This window comes from Saccharopolyspora oryzae (genome assembly GCF_027853915.1).
GTDB classification, from domain to species: domain Bacteria; phylum Actinomycetota; class Actinomycetes; order Mycobacteriales; family Pseudonocardiaceae; genus Saccharopolyspora; species Saccharopolyspora oryzae.
This window is the reverse complement of sequence record NZ_JAQGLA010000051.1, coordinates 21,707-37,812: the sequence shown is the minus strand read 5'-3', so window position 1 is coordinate 37,812 and position 16,106 is coordinate 21,707. Positions and strand designations below refer to the sequence as shown.

The window sequence follows — 16,106 nt, the reverse complement described above, 5'->3', positions numbered from 1 at the left end:
AGGTTCTACCGCCGTGATCATCAGCAACATCGGAGGTACCACGGTGGGACTGCACGTCTTCGTCGACGACGTCGACGCGCTCGCCGAACAGGCGGTTGCGGCTGGTGCGGAACTCCTGCAGCCACCGGCCGACCAGTTCCACGGCGACCGCACCGTGATCCTGCGCGATCCCCACGGGCATGTCTGGGTCTTGGACGCACGTGGAGGACGTGGCCCCGGACGAGGTCGCTCGGCGAGGGAAGATCCTCTTCAGTTGAGCGGCCAAGCAGGTGAAGGGCACCTCCGACGCGGTCGGAGGTGCCCTCCACGTCGGCGTCAGGCGAAGGCGCTGTGGCCGGTGATGGACTTGCCGACGATCAGGGTGTTCATCTCGCGGGAGCCTTCGAAGGAGTACACCGCTTCCGCGTCGGAGAAGAACTTCGCGATCTCGTAGTCCAGGACGATTCCGTTGCCGCCGAACAGTTCTCGCGCCCAGGCGACCACCTCGCGCATCTTCGTCGTGGTGAACGCCTTGGCCAGCGCCGCTTGTTCGGCGCTGCCGCGGCCTTGGGCGACGAGCTCGTTGAGGCGGACCACGATGCCGAACATCGCGGTGATGTTGCCCAGCATCTTCACCAGCAGGTCCTGGATCATCTGGAAGCCGGCGATCGGCTTGCCGAACTGCACCCGGTTCACCGCGTACTCCCGCGCCAGCTCGTAGGCGCGCACCGCCACGCCCAGCGCCTGCCAGGCCACACCGCCGCGGGTCTTGGCCAGCACCTTGGCGGTGTCGCGGAAGCTGTTGATGTTCTGCAGCCTGTTGGCCTCCGGGACCCGGACGTCCTCCAGCACGATGTCGGCGTTCTGCACGGTGCGCAGCGCGATCTTGCCCTCGATCTTGCTGGCGCTGAAGCCGGGCGTGCCCTTCTCCACCACGAAGCCCTTGACCTGGTTGTCGGCTTCGTCGCGCGCCCACACCACGATCAGGTCGGCGAAGGTGCCGTTGCCGATCCAGCGCTTGGCGCCGTTGAGGACCCAGTGTCCCCCACTCTCGGCTTCGCTCGAGCGGGAGGTGCCCCCCTCGTCGCGCCGGGCGGTGGTGCGCATCCCGCCGGCGACGTCGGAGCCGCCTTCGGGTTCGGTGAGGGCGAACGCGCCGATCTTGGTCATGTCGGCCATGTCCGGGATCCAGCGGTCCCGCTGCTCCTGGTCGCCGCCGTGGTAGATGCTGCCCATCGCGAGTCCGGTGTGGACACCGGAGAACACCGCCAGCGACGGGTCGATCCGGTTCAGCTCCAGGCTCAGGAAACCGGTGAACAGCGGGCCGCGCTGCTGACCGTCGCCGTACTCGGGGTACTGGTAGCCGGCCAGCCGGAGCTTGGCGAACTTCTCGACGGCCTCGAAGGGGAACTCCGCCTTCTCCCACGCGTCGTTGGCCAGCGGCTTGATCTCGCGCTCCAGGTACTCGCGGATCTCGGCGAGCTCGGTGCGCTCCGCCTCGCTGAGCAGGTCGGCGAACCCGAAGAAGTCGGGATTGGTGTTGACGGGCTTGGGCATTCGTTTGTCCTCAGTGGTGTTCAGGGGTCCTCGGTCCGTCGTCCTCGCGCAATTTCAATGGAAATCGGAGGTTCGATTTCAATGGAATTTGCGTCGTAACTGGCCCGGGGAGGTGGTCAGGGCTGTTCGTGCAGGGCGGTGTTGATGGCGTTCTGCTTGCGGTCTCGGAGTTCGGAACGCTGCTGGTAGGCCGCGGGGCCGGCGCCGTAGGCGGCTTCGGTCTGGTCGGCGATGACCGCGATGGTGTCCTCGGTCAGCTTTGGGTGGCCGAGGTCCTTCCAGCGTTCGGCCATGCCGACGCCGAGGTGGGCCATCATGTGCCGGATGCCGCCGGGGCCACCGCCGAGGTGGAAGCTCTCGAACGGGCCGACCGTCGCGTACCGGCCGCCCAGCGACGCCTTCATCACGGTGTCCAGCTCGTCGGCGCGCACGACGCCTTCCAGCACGAGGTGGATCGACTCCTGCAGGATCGCGCTCTGCAGGCGGTTCGCGACGAAACCGGGGATCTCCTTGCGCAGCCTCACCGGCGTCTTGCCCAGCGACCGGTAGAACTCGGTCGCGGCCTCGACAGCCGACTCGGCGGTGCGCTCGCCGGGCACGATCTCGACCAGCGGCACGACCTGCGGCGGGTTGAACGGGTGCGCGATGAGCAGCCGCGCCGCCGCGGAGTCGGGTAGCGGAGCGGCGATCTCGGTCGCGATGATGCCGGAGCTGGACGAGGCCAGCACGGCGTTCTCCGGTGCGCGGCCGGCGATTTCGGCGAACAGCTGCTGCTTGAACTCCAGCTGCTCCGGGCCGTTCTCCTGCACCAGGTCGACGTCCGCCACGGCCTCGGCGACATCGCTGGTCGGCCGGATGCGGCTGAGCAGGTCGTCGGCATCGGCACCGGGAATGCTCGCGGCCAGCGACGGCATGGCCGTGCGCACCGCGTCGGTCAGGTCGTCGCGCGGGTCGGTGATGCGGACCTCGATGCCGTTCGCGGCGAACAGCGCCGCCCAGGACAGCCCGATGGTCCCGGCTCCGACCACCGCGACCTTCGTCCACTGCGAACTCATGTTTCCTCCGATCAGGCCAGGTAGTCGTGCACGGGTTCGACGCCGCTCAAGGTGAGGTCGGTGAGGATGTGGCTGGCCGAGACCACCTCGCGCACCGGGAGGTCCGCCAGCGGGGCGAGCACGTGCTCGAACAGCTGCAACCGCGCGGGTCCGGTGTAGGCGAACTTGACGGTGATGTCGGTGATCTGGGTGCGGACCAGCTCGCACACCCGCGGCCGGGCGTCGGCTCCGGGCACGATCTTGAGCATGTAGGTGGGCACGGTGATCTGTGCTTCGGCTTCGCCGAGGTCCATCGGGTGGTGCTTGTAGCCCATCGTCGCGGTGGCCACCCGCACTGCGCCGTAGTCCAAAGTGCCCACCAGCGCGGCGTTGTCGACGTGGAGCGCGGGGGAGCCCATCACCTTCGGGTAGGCGCTGGCCTCGCGTCCGGCCGCGGTGGCCGGGAAGTTGTCGAGGTACATGGCGTGCAGGTACTCGCCGCGCTCGTCGCCGAGCCGCACCGGGATCGCCTGACCGGCCTCGACGTACGGGCCGAAGGAGGTGACGTCGCCCATCTTCATGATCTCGAAGCGCACCAGCGGTTCGTCGAACTCCAGCGGCTCGGGCACCACGGCCCGGAGGGCGTCGGCATCGGTGCGGTAGACGATGTTGAGGTACTCGCGGTCGGTGAACCGGGCGACCGCCGGGGCGAAGGCGGGACTGCTCAGCGGCGTGGTCAGGTGCTGCAGGACCTGTTCGCGGTTCATCGTCCCCTCCCGAGCTCGCCGAGGACTTCCTCGGTGTGCTGGCCGGGCAGCGGCGCGTGCCGCCGGACCGCGGCCGGGGTGGCCGAGAAGCTCATCGGCACGCCCACCACGCGGTAGCTGCCCTCGCTGGGGTGCTCGGCGACGTCGAGCAGGTGGCCTTCGCGCACGTACGGGTCGTCGGCCGCCCGGTCGAGCTCGAGCACCGGGCCGACCGGGATGCTGTGCTTGCTGCACACCTCGATCCACTCGGCGGTGGTCAGGTTCGGCGTGACCGACTCGACCAGCTCGGCCAGCGCTTCGCCGTGCTGCCTGCTGTCCACGAACTCCCCGGCCAGCCGCGGGTCCTCGGCCAGGTCCGGCCGGCCGGCCGCGCAGAACAGGTCGCGGAAGTTCTGCGGGCTGTAGGGGATGATCATGGCCAGGCCGTCCTTGGTGGGCCGGGCCCGGTGGCCCTTGTTCATCGACAGCGCGAAGCCGGTCGGTCCCATCGGCGGCTCGAACGTGCGGCCCTGCAGGTGCTCGACGAGGTTGAACGCCAGCAGGGTGTCGGCCATCGGCACCTCCACGAGCTGGCCCTGGCCGGTGGCCCGCTGGTGGACCAGGGCCGCCAGCACCGAGTAGGTGATGGTCAGCGCGGCGACCTTGTCGGCGAAGATGCTCGGCAGCACGACCGGCTCGCCGATGTCGCCGGCGCGCCGGGCCAGGTCCAGCAGGCCGGAAGCGGCCTGCACGGTCTCGTCGTAGGCGGCCAGGTCGGCGCGGTCGGAGTCGGGGCGGAAGCCCTGGGCGTGCGCGTAGATCAGCCGCGGGTTGTCGGCGGCCAGGCTCTCGTGGTCCATGCCGAGGCGGCGCAGCGCGGCGATGCGCATGTTGGTGATCAGGATGTCGGCGGTGCCGATCAGCTCCAGCGCCGCGGCGCGGTCCTCGTCGTCCTTGAGGTCGAGCCGCACGCTGCGCTTGTTGCGGTTCACGTTGAGGTTCAGCGGCGTCATGCCGGGGGTGCGGTGCAGCGTGCCGAAGCGCGCGGTGTCGCGCGGCGACTCGATCTTGATCACGTCGGCACCGAGGTCGCCGAGGATCTGGGCCGCGTAGGGGCCCATCACCACGGTGGACATGTCGATCACGCGCACGCCCGCCAAGGGGCCGGATGAGGAATTGGTGGATTTCATCGCCACTCCCGGGAGCTGATCCCGATGGGGTTTTTCGCTTCGCTAACTACGTTAGTTCGGCAGCGGGTGGCGGTTCAATCGATTAGCGGAACCATTGCGCGAACAATGGCGTGACCGCAGCGGTCACGCCATCGGGCCGGACAACTCCGACTTCGCCGATTCGATGAATCTGCGCAGGTCGCAGTGGTCCTCGGTGCGGTCCTGGCGCCAGATCAGACCAGTCGCCATTGCTGCGTCGAAATCTTCGAAGGGCAGCACGACGGTGTTCTCGTTGCGGTGCTTCTGCATTCCGCTTTCCGGGTCGAGCATGGAAATGGTGAATGCGCCGCCGTTCGCGACGAATTCGCTGGTGCTGCCATAATCGCCGGTGTTCAGCGCCATTCGGCGGTGGATCCCGGCGGCCCGCAGCCGCACCTCCACCTCGTCGAAGTAGCTCGGCAGCATCCGCGCCGCCGGGCTGACGTAGGTGTGGTCGACCAGCTCGTGCAGCGAGACCGAGGTGCGGGAGCCGAACTCGCTGGCGGGCAGCACCGCGCCCAGCGGTTCGCGCATCACCTCGAACACCTCGATGCCCTCGGCGTGCACCGGCAGGTGCACCAGCGCCATCGCCAGCTCGCCGCGCTGCACCCCGGCGAGCAGGTCGCTGCTGCTGCCCGGCCAGCGCTTGACGTCGCACTCGTCCGCGCACCGCTGTTCGAAGGACTTCAGGCGCTCGCGCAGCGAGGGGTGCAGGCCGGGTGGGATTCCGATGTAGACCTCGGGGCGCTGCGGGCCGGTGGCCTGGCGCAGCCGCCAGGGGATGTCGTCGAAGCGGCCGAGCACGTCCTTGGCGATCGGCAGCAGCGCCGCGCCGGCCTCGGTGAGCTGGACGTGGTGGGAGTCGCGCTCGAACAGCACCGAACCGAGGTCGCGCTCCAGGTCGCGCACCCGCTGGCTCAGCGGGGAGGTCGCCATGTGCAGCTGCCGCGCGGCCTTGGAGAACGACAGGTTCTCCGCAACGGCCACGAAGTACCGCAGGTGGAACATCTCCATGGCGTCACTCGAGTCGTCGAACTGGTCCGGGCTGTGTCCTCGAGGCTAGCACGCGGTGGGTGAATTCCCTTGCCGGGCAACGGTTCTGCGGTTTCCAGCACGAGCGCGCGGGAAGGATTCACCACCAGCGCGGTTTGGTTGCTGTGATAACACCGACACCGCGGGGGCGAAGATCAACAGTGCGTGATCATCAAGTAGGGTTCCTTGATCAAAAGTGTGGCTATCGACGCACTGCGGGCGTCTGATCGTCCATAATGTCCTAAAAATGTTGCCGAGAGTAACGAAAGTCCGATTTTGCGGTGATCATCTCACCGGAAAGGTGGTACCCCGTATGAACTAAAGACGGTATTTTCTCCACCTGTTCGATCAAACGGACAGTCTCACCAGCTAGTCGGGGAATGGAGTGAGTGCATGGACGCCGCCCGGTCGCTTCGCGGCAGGGGGTTCCGCCACGACGCAGTCGGGGCAGCACGACCTCCAGCGGGCGTGGTGACCGCACCGGTCACCATCGAGTCCCGTTGCACGAAGACCCTGCTTCCGCCGGGCAGCCGGAAATCTCGGCGTCCGGCACCCCACGTTGGTCAGGAGCCAGCGACCACTGCGCCTGGAGTCGCCGTTCCGCAGTAGAACGACCCGCACCCATCCACCTGTCGGAACGCCCGGCAGGAGCTTTCGCGCGCTCTGACCGTTTCCCGCCACCGGCAGCACCCGCCGATGTTGCGGTCATGGCGCGCCACTGCGCGCAGCGGTCCGCACAGGAGGGATACATGGAACCAACCGATCGCAGTGACACGGCCCCGGACACCGTGTCGCGCCTGCTCGACTTCCTTCGCAGGTACAGCAGGGAGCGACTCGACTCGCGGCGCATGGACGAGCGCCGCGCGTTCCCGACCTCGTTGATCCCCGACCTGGCCGCCCAAGGCCTGTTCGGTCTGCAGATCCCCCAGGAGCACCAGGGGCTGGGGCTGTCGAACTCCGACGCGCTCCGCGTGGTCACCCAGCTCGGTGCGATCGACGCGAACTTGTTCATCCTCCTCGGCGTGCACAACACGCTCGGCATCCCGCCGATCAAGTACTTCGCCAAGGACCACGTGAAGCAGGCCGTGCTGCCCCAGGTGGCGCAGGGCAGGGCGCTGATCACCAGCGCGATCAGCGAGCCCGGCGCCGGGTCCAACGTGCGCGCCGTGCAGGCCCGCGCGCAGCGGCTGGCCGACGGCTCGTACGTGATCAACGGCAACAAGCAGTGGATCAGCTTGGGCGCCGACGCCACCTACGTCAACGTGTTCGCCCGGCTCACCGACGAGAACGGCCAGGACCAGGGGATCACCGGCTTCCTGGTGGACAGCTCGACCCCGGGGTTCATCGGCGGCCCGGAGGTGCTCACCCTCGGGCTGAAGGCCGTCCCGCAGAACAGCCTGGAGTTCGAGGACCTGCGGGTGCCCGCCGACGCCATGCTCGGCAAGGAGGGCAAGGGCCTGCACGCGGCCAAGGAAGCCTTCATGCGCGGGCGGGTCACCCTCGCCGCCGGCGGTCTGGGGGCCATGATGCGCTCCCTGGAGCTCGCCGAGCGCTTCGCCCGGCGGCGGCAGGTCGCCACTGGGAACTTGGCGGAGAACGGCCGGATCCACCAGATCCTGGCCGAGTCCGTCGCTGCCACCCAGGCGGTCGAAGCCCTGGTCCGCCACATCGGCGTGCGGATGGACAGCGGCGAGAAGGTCCCCGAAGAGCTCTTCTTCGCCGCGAAGATCTCCGGCTGCGAGCTCATGTGGAAGGTGATCGACCGCAGCGTCCAGATGCTGGGCGCGCGCGGTTACGTCGACACCAACGTCCTCGGCCAGTTCTTCCGCGACTACCGGCTGCTGCGGATCTTCGAGGGCTCGACCGAGGCCATCACGGTCTACCTGGGCATGCAGATGCTCGCCTCGCCGCAGCGGGTGCTGTCCGTGCTCGACGAGTTCGACGCGTCGCCGCAGGTCCAGGAACTCGCCGCCGGGGTCGCCAAGCTGGCCTCGTCCAGGACCGCGGACGTGCAGAGCCAGCACGTGCTGGCCAGCGTGGTGGGCGAGCTGACCTGCTGGACCATCCTGGCCGGGCTGACCAGCCAGTACCAGTACCGCTCGGACATGAACCAGTACACCGCGGCCTGGGTCGAGCAGAAGCTGGCCGACCGGCTGCGCACGGCGGAGCAGGGCACGCCCTTCGTGGAACTGCCCACTGTGGACGCCATCGCCCGGCACATCGAGGGCTACGAGACCTCGATCGGCGATGTCGAGCAGCGCCGCCCGGGCAACCAGAACGAGCTCGACGCGATGCTGCGCCGGCACTGACCAGCACCGTCCGCGAGCGGTCCGCCGGAACCGCTCGCGGACGGCCCAGCCCGGAGAACGGAGAAGAGCCCCAGCGCTTCACCTGGTGAAACGCCGGGGCTCTTCCCGTTCTAGAGGGTCGAAGACCGGCTCTTCAGCCCTGTCGTTCGCGGCTGTGGATGAGCTCCACGCCTTCGCTTGCGAGCGACTTGATGGCGTGGAGGCCGTCGCGGCCCCACGGGCGGACCTCGCTGTCGATGACGCAGAGCGTGCCCAGCGCGGTGCCGGTGCGGTCGATCAGCGGCGCACCCAGGTAGGAGCGGACGTTCATCCGGTCCACGATGTCGTTGCCCGCGAACCGCGGGTAGTCGCAGACGTCCTCGAGCACCAGCGCGATGCCGCGCGCGATGACGTGCGGGCAGTAGCCGGTGTCCAGCGGCGCGGTGCGCATCTCCGGACCGGCGGACGCGCCCTCGTCGGGCATGGCCTGCGAGTACAGGCCGCCGACGTACTGCTGGGTCGCGCTGATGAAGTTGACCATCGCGTTGGGCACACCGAGGGTCTTCGCGACCCGCTTGGCGAACTCCTCGAACTCCGGCTCCGGGCGTTCGCCCAACCCGAGCTCTTGCAGACGCGCGGCCCGCTCCGCCCCGTGGGTGTCGACCGGGGTCAGGCGCCGGTAGCCGGATTCGTCGAAGGTCGTCATGGGGGACTCCGTTTCCAAATGGCGTCTACAGTGGACGTGATGTCAGGACGTGTTCGGTCAGCTGCACCAGCACCGATGCCGCCGAGCGGCGATCGCGCGCGTCGCACATCACGACCGGGATGTGCGGCTTGATGTCCAGAGCTTCGCGCACCTCCTCCGGGCGGTAGTGGAACCCGCCCTCGAAGTGGTTGACGGCGATGACGAAATCGATGCCGCGCTGCTCGAAGAACTCCACGGCGGCGAAGCAGTCCTCCAGCCGCCGCGTGTCGGCCAGGACCACCGCGCCCAGCGCGCCGCGCACCAGGTCCTCCCACATGAACCAGAACCGCTCCTGGCCCGGCGTGCCGAACAGGAACAGCACGATGTTCTGCGGGTCGAACGTGATGCGGCCGAAGTCCATGGCCACGGTCGTGGTCTTCTTCTCGCCGACACCGGTGAGGTCATCGGTGCCGATGCTGGCGACGGTGAGCGTTTCCTCGGTGGTCAGCGGTTCGATCTCGCTGACCGACCTGACGAACGTGGTCTTCCCGACGCCGAACCCGCCCGCGACGAGGAACTTGAACGCGGTCGGGAACAGCTCAGAGCTGTCGGAGACCATGCAGCAACGCCTCCAGTTGATCTCGGTCCGGCATCTCGGTGGGCACGCGCGTGGTGATCGCGCCCCAGTCGATGAGGTCGGACAGCAGTACTTTGGTGACCACGGCGGGCTGCCGCAGGTGGGCGGACACCTCGGCGACCGAGGTGGCGAACCGGCAGAGCTCCAGCATCTTGGCGTGGGTCGGTTCGACCCGTTCCGGCGTCAGCCGACCGGTGGCCCGCACCAGCGACTGCAGCGACAGCGTCGCGGATGGTTGGGTCCGGCCGTTGGTGAGCGAGTAGGGCCGCAGCAGGGGGCCGGCTTCGTTGTCCAGCCACATCTTGTCCGGAGGTCCCGACATCGTCACCTGCCCAGATCGCCAGCGCTTCGCGCGGCGGTGGGCTGCCGCGATGCGGTGGTGAGGTGCGAGGGCACGCGCTTGACGAGCTGGGCGATCTCGTAGCCCAGCACCGCCGCGTCCGCCTCCGGGGTGGCGAGCACGACGAGCACCGCGCCGGGGCCGGCGGCGGAGACGAAGAAGATGATGTCGTCGAACTCCGCCACCACCTGGCGGACTCCGCCACCGGCACCGAAGCGGTGACCGGCGTTGCGGGCCAGCGAGCACTGCGCGGCGGCCCAGGCCGCCAGTGCGTCGGCCTCGTCGGAATCCAGTCCGTGGTGGTATCGGCGCAGCCCGTCCGAGGAGGCCAGCAGGGCGCAGCGGGTGTGCGGAACTCGCCGCATCAGATCGGCGAGCAACCAGCTCAGGTCGGATGTTGAACCGGGCACGTCATTGGCCATCGGGGTAGAACTCCTTGTGGATCAATGCGGGGAAGGAGCGAGCGGTTCAGCCGGACTGCTCGTCGGGGTGCCGGTCGGAGTCGGCACCCTGCCGGTATGCAGCCCACAGGCCTGGGTTGGGGCCGCCGCGCGGCGCTTCGTCGGCTTGGGGACCGCCGGCGAGCTCCGGGGCGACGTAGCTCTTGGACCGATCGCGCCGCGGTAGCGGCGGGCGCTTCTCGTCGATGAGGACCTTCTCCCCGGGGAACTGCCCGGTTGGGGTCGGCTCGCTCGGGAGCTGCGTTTTCGGGAACTGGGTGGTGGTGGTCGTGTCCGAAGGGCTGGTCGCCGAAATGGGCACGATCCCGGAGTGCCGCCCGTAGTTCGGTGCGGAACTCCCGTTGGAGCTGCCGGCCATGGCCTCGACGGGGGCGCGGTGCACCCCGCGGCGAGTGCCGTTCTCGGGCGCGACGACCGGTTCGGGCGCCGAGGGCCAGGCCTCGACGGCCGGCTCCGGCTCGGCCGCGGCGGGTTCCGGCGCGACCGGTGCCGGCTTGGCCGCCGGTTCCAGCCGGGAGGACAGGTCCGGCCGGGCGGCGGGTTCCTGCCTGGGCGCCGGTTCGGGCGCGGGTGCCGGCTTGGGCGCCGGCTCCGGGGCCACGATGGCGTCCACGGGGGACTTCACCGGCTCCGGTGCCTCGTCGTCCTCGCCGAGCAGCTTGTTCGGGATCACGATGTGGGCGTCGGTGCCGCCGTACATGTTGTTCTCGAGCTCGACGGCGACCTGGTGCCGCTGACCGATCTGCGCGACCACGTACAGGCCGATCCGGCCGTCCTTGAGCCGCTCGTCGCGGTCCACGGCGCCGGGGTTGGCGAGCAGCTCGTTCAGCTGGCGGCGGTCGGCCTGGCTCATGCCCAGACCGCGGTCCCGGATGTCGATCGCCAGCCCGGCGGTGACCCGCTGGGTGCTGACGGTGACCTGGGTGTCGGGTTCGGAGAAGGAGGTCGCGTTCTCGACGAGCTCGGCGACGAGGTGGATGACGTCGGCGACGGCGTGGCCGTGCAGCGTGCCGTCGACCGGCGGGATCACCTTGACGCGGGCGTAGTGCTCGACCTCGGCGACCGAGGAGCGCAGCACGGTGTACATCGCGACCGGCTGGCTCCACTGGCGCCGCGGCATCGAACCGCCGAGCACGGCGAGGCTTTCCGCCTGCCGGCGAACGCCGGTGACCAGGTGGTCGACGGCGAACAGGCCCTTGAGCAGGTCGGGGTCCTCGACGCGCTGCTCGAGGTCGTCGAGCCGCTGGATCGCTCGGTGCGCCAGCGACTGCACCCGGCGGGCGATGTTGGCGAACACCGCGACGCTCGGGTCGACGGCCGCGCCGCTCTCGGCGAACTGGTGCATGCGGACAACGGCGAACTCGGCCGCGGCCTGCGCCTGCCGGATCTCGTAGGACAGCAGCTCGAACGGGTCGTTGCCCGCGGGCTCGCCGGCGGGCCACTTCGGCGCGGGCTGCTCGCCCGCCTGCACCCGTTCCACCAGCCGGGGAAGTTCTTCCCGGCCCTGCGCGATCTCGCTGCGCAGCGCGTCGACCCGCTGCCGCTCGCGGCGGGCGGTGTCGTCGATGGACCGCTGGACGTCCCGGGAGGAGTCCTCGGTCCGGTGGTTGATCTCGGTGGCGGCTGCGGTGGCCTTGCGGTGAGCCGCGAAGAGCACGGCGATGCAGCCGACCGCTCCGATTCCGAGCACGGTGTACTGCAGCTCGACGGGTGTGTCGAGGGACAGCACCACTGCTGCTGCGACCGCGAGCACGATCAGGACGGTCAGCGGGAGCAGGACCAGTCGCTGCAGCTCGGGCCGCAGGTCATCGTCCGCGTCGCGCGACGACGCGGGTAACCGGTCGGGCTCCGACGCGGTAGGAGGGAACTCAGACATCAGCGTCCTTGGTCGGGGGAGACGGCGACGGGCACCGGATGCCTGGGGGTCGGGGACGTCACCGCGGGACTACTGGTGTTTCGATTGTTGATCAACTCATCACCGGAGTGATCCTAGCGACCCTAGTGGAGATTCAGTAGCGAGGGTGTTGACCTTCGGAAACGCTTCAATTAAGCGCGGACCGGCCACCGATCGGGGTGAAACTCCTGCATGACCGCGGATCCGGCCCGGTGCGGTCGTCGCCGGGCGGGCAGCGGGCGGATCGGCGCGGGAATCGCGCGCGAACGTCGCGGTGTTCGCGGCTGACCTGTGCGAACTGGATCGGGCGCGAGCTTCGAATGACCCGTTCGGGTGATTCTTGCGCCTCCGTTCGGCGCAATTCCAGGAGTTCTGGGTGGACCGCCGGCTGGTCGCGTGTGGACGGAACGACCGCGACCAGCCGGAACAGCCGTCAGCTCGTGATGTCCTTGCGCTGGAAGCGCCAGATCGCCAGCGCGGTGAACAGAGTCGCGTAGGTCAGCGCGGAAAAAGCGCCGCGCGTGACCTCCGTCCAGTCGACGTCCGCGCCGAGCAGGTCGGCGTAGGCGGTCGAGTAGTGCGTCGGCAGGTAGGTGCGCAGGCTCCCGAGCGCGTTGATCTGGTCGAGGATCTCCGACAGGATCGACACCACGACCGCACCGCCGACCGCGCCGAGCGGCGCATCGGTGCTCACGCTCAACCACAGCGCCAGACCTGCGATCCAGGTCAGGTGCACGGCCAGGTAAGCGGTCGCCGCCGCCAGGCTCGCCAGCCCGGAGCCGAACGGCACCGATTCCCCGGTGGTGGTCACCATGTTCCCGGCGCCGTACCAGAGCACGCCCACGCCCAGCGAGATCGCGGTCAGCAGCACCAGCCCGAAGATCGACAGCAGTCCGGCGACGATCGCCTTCTGCCGCAGCAGCCGGACCCGCGGGACCGGCGCTGCCAGCAGGTACTTCAGGCTCGACCAGGACGCTTCGCTGGCCACCGTGTCGCCGAAGAACAGCGCCACCACCACGACCAGCAGGAAGCCGGTCGAGGCGAACAGGGTGAACGCGGTGAAGTTCAGCCCGCTCTCGGTGGCCATGTCGGCGAAGGTCCGCCCGCGGCCGACCGCGTCACCGATCTCGAACGACAGCAGCAGCAACACCGGCAGCACCACCAGGAAACCCAGCGTCAGCCGGGTGCGGCGGCGCCGCAGCTGGCGGGCGAACTCCACCCGCACCGGCAGCGTCCGCTTCGCGCGGTAGCCCTCGATGCCGCCGTCCGGCTGCGCGGGGTGGCTGCGCCCCGAGCGCACCAGCGCGGTCTCGGTGGTGTCCAGCTGCCCGACCTTCGCGGGCCCGCTGGTCTGCGGCTCGTCGGTCACCGTTTCTCCTCTCCGACCAGCTGCAGGAAAGCGTCCTCCAGGCGCCGTCGCGGACCCACCTGGTGCACCGAGACACCGGCGTCGACCAGCACGTTGACCGCGATGGCCGCCTTGTGCCCGGCCAGGTCGGCGTGCACCAGGTCGCCGTCGACCTCCACCTGGCCCAGCCCCTCGATCGTGCGCAGCGCCGCGGCGGCCTGCTGCGGCTCGTCGACCCGGAAGGTCGCCTCGCCGTCGACCGAGACGATGTCGGCCACGCTGCCGGTGGTCACCAGGCGGCCGTTGTGCATCACGACCACGTGGGTGCAGGTCTGCTCGACCTCGGCGAGCAGGTGGCTGGACACCAGCACCGACCGCCCGGTGGCGGCGTAGCGGCGCAGGATCTCGCGCATCTGGTGGATCTGCGGCGGGTCCAGCCCGTTGGTCGGCTCGTCGAGCACCAGCAGCTCCGGCAGGCCGAGCATGGCCTGGGCGATCGCCAACCGCTGCTTCATGCCCTGGCTGTAGGTGCGCACCCGGCGCTGCGCGGCGCTGTCCAGACCGGCGATCTGCAGGACCTCGTCGAAGCGGGCCTGCAGCATGGGCCGTCCGGTCGCCGCCCAGTAGTAGCGCAGGTTGTCCACACCGGACAGGTGCGGCAGGAAACCGGGGGTCTCCACCAGCGCGCCGACCCGCGACAGCACCGGGGCGCCGGGGACCAGCCGGTGGCCGAAGATCCGGACCTGCCCGGAGCTCGGGTGCAGCAGTCCCAGCAGCATGCGCAGGGTCGTGGTCTTGCCCGCGCCGTTGGGGCCGAGCAGCCCCACGATCTGGCCGCGCTCGACGCGGATCGACAGGTCCTGCACGGCGGTGGGCTTGTCCGGGTAGGACTTGGTCAGCCCGGCGATCACCAGCGGCGTGTCGGACAGCATCGGGTCCAGGTCGTCGCTGCTCTTGCGGCGGATCCGCGAGATCACCCAGGCGGCCAGCACCAGCCCGGCCAGCACCCCGATGCCCACCAGCGGTTCGGTCGGCACGGCGTTGGCGCTGGTCGCGGTCCCGCGCACCGACGGGATCGTCACCTCGGCACCCCCGGCGAGCCCGACCCGGTGCACGGCGGGTTCCTTCGGCCGCGCGTAGGCCTGGTCGGTGGTCGAGACGACCAGTTCCAGGCGGTGACCGGTCTCCAGCGGGTGCACCACTCCGGGCAGCGCCACGTCGACCTCGACCGGTGTGCCGTCCGGCGGCAGGTCCGTCACGTGCAGCGGGGAGACCGCGTTGCCGATCAGGGTGCGCTTCTGGTCCGGGTCGACGTCGTAGAGCTTGGCGAACAGCACCGCGCTGCCGGTGGCGGGCTGGCCCTTCACCGAGGCCACCGACAACCGGGTTCGCGGCGTGCCGGAGATCAGCAGCTGGCTGTCCAGCGGATCGGTGCGGAACACCGCGGTCTGGCCGGGCAGGTCCCGCGCCACCGACTGGCCGAGGCTGCCCGCCGCGTCGAGCGCCTGCGAGGCGCCGGGCAGCGAACTGGTCGCCGCCGGGTTGCCGCCGGGCGGGTTGACGATTTCGGTGGCCTGGCCGTGCAGGGGCAGCGAGAAGCGCGGCACGCGCTCGGCGTCCTGCACGCCCGGGTAGGAGTCGGCGGTGATGGTGCGGACCGGGATCTCGCCGTTGCGCTGCGGGCGCCCGGCGATGTCGAACTGGAAGTCGTTCGGCTGTTCCGGCGCGGGCCCCACGCCGCCGAGGTGGAAGGCGAACCAGTCGGCGATCTGCTGGCGCTGCACGGGCCCGGGTTCGGCGCCGTCGTGGCCGCCGGCGAACCAGATCGTCTTGACCTCGCCGCCGGCCGCGGTGATCTGCCGGGCGTTGGCGTCGGACTGGTCGAGGCCGAACAAGGTGTCGCGCTCGCCCTGCACCAGCAGCGTCGGCACCTTGATACCGGCGGTCACCGACTTCGGCGAGACCCGGGCCAGCAGGTCCAGCGTCGCCTGCCCGGCGCGCCCGGTCTGCGCCACCTCGCTGTAGGCCGCGCACACCTGATCGGTGAAGTTGCCGCAGGTCAGCGGTTGCCCCTGCGGGCCGGTCGGGCCGTTCGGCGAGCTGCTCCCGGTGTCCGGCTCGTCGTGCGGTCGCGGCGCGCTCCCGGCGGCGAACAGCAGCCCGGCCCACGCCTGCTTGAACACGCCCTTGTCGTTGAACGAGCCACCGGCCGGGGTGGGGGTAGCGCGGGCCTGGCGCGCAGCGTTGTTGGGCAGCAGCGCCTGGCCGAGGTCGTTGTAGGTCATCACCGGGGCGATGGCGTCGACGCGGTGGTCGGCACCGGCCAGCATCAGGCTCAGCGCGCCGCCGTAGGACGCGCCGGTGACGCCGACCTTCGGATCGCCGTCGCCGTCGCGGGACACCTCGGGCTGGCGGGCCAGCCAGTCCAACAGCTGCTGGGCGTCCTTGACCTCGTAGTCGGGATCGTTGAGCGCGATCTGGCCGGTGCTCCGGCCGAAACCGCGGGAGGAGTAGGTGAGCACCGTGAAGCCGCGCTGCACCAGTTCCTGGGCCTGCGTGGCGGTGTCGGCCTTGCTGCCGCCGAAGCCGTGCGCGAGCAGGATCGTCGGCGCCGGGGTCTCGGCCGGGGCGTAGAGGGTGACGTCGATCTGGATCCGCTGCGAGTCGTCGGGCCCGTCCACCACGTCGACCATCGCCTCCCGCGGACGTTCCGGGGTGGCGTGGCGCGGTTGTTCACCGTTCCACAGGAAAGCGGTGAGCACCACCACGGCGATGCAGGACAGCGCGGCCAGCGCGATGCGCGTGCGGCGACGACGGGATGCGGACACGTTTTCGACAGTAGGGGAAGAGGGGAGCACCGGTTCGTATCCAGACGAGTGCGAAGACCAAGAAGCTAT

At 69.7% G+C, this 16,106-nt stretch carries 14 protein-coding genes; 2 read left to right on the top strand and 12 right to left on the bottom strand.

The features are described from left to right. Positions 1-13: 13 nt before the first annotated feature. Complete coding sequence (locus OU415_RS38380) at positions 14-433, top strand: VOC family protein (RefSeq protein ID WP_408641913.1); 420 nt, start codon at positions 14-16, stop codon at positions 431-433. On the opposite strand, the gene OU415_RS25070 is transcribed toward OU415_RS38380, so the two are convergent. The 5 genes from OU415_RS25070 to OU415_RS25050 all read right to left on the bottom strand — a co-directional run bounded on the left by OU415_RS25070 (position 316) and on the right by OU415_RS25050 (position 5,538). Further along, on the bottom strand, positions 316-1,536 hold the full coding sequence (locus OU415_RS25070) for an acyl-CoA dehydrogenase family protein (RefSeq protein WP_270951644.1): 1,221 nt from the start codon (positions 1,534-1,536) through the stop codon (positions 316-318). The two genes, OU415_RS38380 and OU415_RS25070, sit on opposite strands and share 118 nt — an antisense overlap. Positions 1,537-1,652: 116 nt before the next feature. Then, a complete protein-coding gene (locus tag OU415_RS25065; protein ID WP_270951643.1) occupies positions 1,653-2,591 on the bottom strand; it encodes a 3-hydroxyacyl-CoA dehydrogenase family protein in 939 nt (312 codons plus the stop codon). 11 nt (positions 2,592-2,602) lie between these two features. Next, complete coding sequence (locus tag OU415_RS25060; RefSeq protein ID WP_270951642.1) at positions 2,603-3,337, bottom strand: acetoacetate decarboxylase; 735 nt, start codon at positions 3,335-3,337, stop codon at positions 2,603-2,605. Then, the gene (locus OU415_RS25055; RefSeq protein ID WP_270951641.1) at positions 3,334-4,506 is read right to left on the bottom strand and encodes a CaiB/BaiF CoA transferase family protein; all 1,173 of its coding nucleotides are present in this window, start codon (positions 4,504-4,506) and stop codon (positions 3,334-3,336) included. Before OU415_RS25055 ends, OU415_RS25060 begins: the two co-directional genes overlap by 4 nt. Before the next feature lie 123 nt (positions 4,507-4,629). Then, on the bottom strand, positions 4,630-5,538 hold the full coding sequence (locus OU415_RS25050) for a LysR family transcriptional regulator (protein ID WP_270951640.1): 909 nt from the start codon (positions 5,536-5,538) through the stop codon (positions 4,630-4,632). 767 nt (positions 5,539-6,305) lie between these two features. Between OU415_RS25050 and OU415_RS25045 the strand changes: the two genes are divergently transcribed. Then, a complete protein-coding gene (locus OU415_RS25045) occupies positions 6,306-7,865 on the top strand; it encodes an acyl-CoA dehydrogenase family protein (protein WP_270951639.1) in 1,560 nt (519 codons plus the stop codon). A gap of 133 nt (positions 7,866-7,998) precedes the next feature. Here the strand turns inward: OU415_RS25045 and OU415_RS25040 are convergent, their stop codons facing one another. The 7 genes from OU415_RS25040 to OU415_RS25010 form a co-directional block, all read right to left on the bottom strand. Then, complete coding sequence (locus OU415_RS25040) at positions 7,999-8,550, bottom strand: GAF domain-containing protein (RefSeq protein ID WP_270951638.1); 552 nt, start codon at positions 8,548-8,550, stop codon at positions 7,999-8,001. A gap of 25 nt (positions 8,551-8,575) precedes the next feature. After that, a complete protein-coding gene (locus OU415_RS25035) occupies positions 8,576-9,148 on the bottom strand; it encodes a GTP-binding protein (protein ID WP_270951637.1) in 573 nt (190 codons plus the stop codon). Further along, positions 9,129-9,488 carry a DUF742 domain-containing protein gene (locus OU415_RS25030; protein WP_270951636.1) on the bottom strand — a complete coding sequence of 120 codons (360 nt, stop codon included), beginning with the start codon at positions 9,486-9,488 and terminating at the stop codon, positions 9,129-9,131. The genes OU415_RS25035 and OU415_RS25030 overlap by 20 nt, the downstream gene beginning before the upstream one ends. Before the next feature lie 2 nt (positions 9,489-9,490). After that, positions 9,491-9,928, bottom strand: a complete 438-nt coding sequence (locus OU415_RS25025; RefSeq protein WP_270951635.1) for a roadblock/LC7 domain-containing protein — start codon at positions 9,926-9,928, stop codon at positions 9,491-9,493. A 46-nt stretch (positions 9,929-9,974) separates the two neighbouring features. Then, positions 9,975-11,843, bottom strand: coding sequence for a sensor histidine kinase (locus OU415_RS25020; RefSeq protein ID WP_270951634.1), 1,869 nt, complete (start codon positions 11,841-11,843; stop codon positions 9,975-9,977). 451 nt (positions 11,844-12,294) lie between these two features. Next, entirely contained in the window at positions 12,295-13,185 is an 891-nt protein-coding gene (locus OU415_RS25015; protein ID WP_270951666.1) for an ABC transporter permease, read from the bottom strand. A gap of 41 nt (positions 13,186-13,226) precedes the next feature. Further along, positions 13,227-15,902, bottom strand: coding sequence for an alpha/beta fold hydrolase (locus OU415_RS25010; protein ID WP_270951664.1), 2,676 nt, complete (start codon positions 15,900-15,902; stop codon positions 13,227-13,229). Positions 15,903-16,106 lie beyond the last annotated feature (204 nt).

Coding starts and splice junctions, on each gene's coding strand:
- OU415_RS25020 (WP_270951634.1), bottom strand. CDS start 11,843: ATGTCTGAGTTCCCTCCTACCGCGTCGGAGCCCGACCGGTTACCCGCG.
- OU415_RS25070 (WP_270951644.1), bottom strand. CDS start 1,536: ATGCCCAAGCCCGTCAACACCAATCCCGACTTCTTCGGGTTCGCCGAC.
- OU415_RS25050 (WP_270951640.1), bottom strand. CDS start 5,538: ATGGAGATGTTCCACCTGCGGTACTTCGTGGCCGTTGCGGAGAACCTG.
- OU415_RS25045 (WP_270951639.1), top strand. CDS start 6,306: ATGGAACCAACCGATCGCAGTGACACGGCCCCGGACACCGTGTCGCGC.
- OU415_RS25040 (WP_270951638.1), bottom strand. CDS start 8,550: ATGACGACCTTCGACGAATCCGGCTACCGGCGCCTGACCCCGGTCGAC.
- OU415_RS25035 (WP_270951637.1), bottom strand. CDS start 9,148: ATGGTCTCCGACAGCTCTGAGCTGTTCCCGACCGCGTTCAAGTTCCTC.
- OU415_RS25010 (WP_270951664.1), bottom strand. CDS start 15,902: ATGGTCGACGTGGTGGACGGGCCCGACGACTCGCAGCGGATCCAGATC.
- OU415_RS25025 (WP_270951635.1), bottom strand. CDS start 9,928: ATGGCCAATGACGTGCCCGGTTCAACATCCGACCTGAGCTGGTTGCTC.
- OU415_RS25055 (WP_270951641.1), bottom strand. CDS start 4,506: ATGAAATCCACCAATTCCTCATCCGGCCCCTTGGCGGGCGTGCGCGTG.
- OU415_RS25065 (WP_270951643.1), bottom strand. CDS start 2,591: ATGAGTTCGCAGTGGACGAAGGTCGCGGTGGTCGGAGCCGGGACCATC.
- OU415_RS25060 (WP_270951642.1), bottom strand. CDS start 3,337: ATGAACCGCGAACAGGTCCTGCAGCACCTGACCACGCCGCTGAGCAGT.
- OU415_RS25030 (WP_270951636.1), bottom strand. CDS start 9,488: ATGTCGGGACCTCCGGACAAGATGTGGCTGGACAACGAAGCCGGCCCC.